Source organism: Staphylococcus sp. GW823-FHT05F06, from assembly GCF_058795495.1.
This window is the reverse complement of sequence record NZ_JBXAHW010000045.1, coordinates 1-532: the sequence shown is the minus strand read 5'-3', so window position 1 is coordinate 532 and position 532 is coordinate 1. Positions and strand designations below refer to the sequence as shown.

Here is a 532-nt window from a genome sequence, read left to right as displayed (position 1 = left end):
TTTGATTATTTTCAGCTCGTTGAGCTGTTACTTTTCTTATATTAAGTGCCATTAGCACAAATCCTAGTTCTCTTTTGACTTTATTTATCCCTCGAACGGACATTCGAGTAAAACCCAAAATAGCCTTCATAAATCCAAAAACAGGCTCCACATCAATTTTTCTTGACTGTAGATGCTTTTTGTTTTTGGTTCTGAAAACTTTTTAATAATTTGGACTTTAAAATATTCCCAATTATAATTTTTCATTATTTTTTTATTTGCTTTTGAATCGATTAATTGTTATATAAGAAGGCTTTTGATTTTATGATAGACACATCATTCGAATATTATCATTAAGTATTTTTTCTATCTACGTCCTGAAAACACAGATTGGGTATAGGCATATAAAACTACTTTTAACATTATTTTTGGATGGTATGATATTGCATCACGATGATGTCTGAATTCAGTCTCTAGAATTGTTTCTACAATATCATTTACATGTCGTGAAATATCATTTGTGGGGATAAGAACTGAAGTTTCCATTGGTAGA

The 532-nt window shown here is 29.5% G+C and carries 1 protein-coding gene and 1 pseudogene; both read right to left on the bottom strand.

Translation table 11 applies throughout. The annotated features are described in order from the left end of the window. Nucleotides 1-270: pseudogene (locus AC1Q7N_RS11730) on the bottom strand (transposase); the annotation flags it as partial. Nucleotides 271-345: 75 nt separating this feature from the next. Beyond that, nucleotides 346-532: transposase (locus AC1Q7N_RS11725; RefSeq protein ID WP_162151526.1), on the bottom strand; the 187-nt coding region annotated here is incomplete at its 5' end.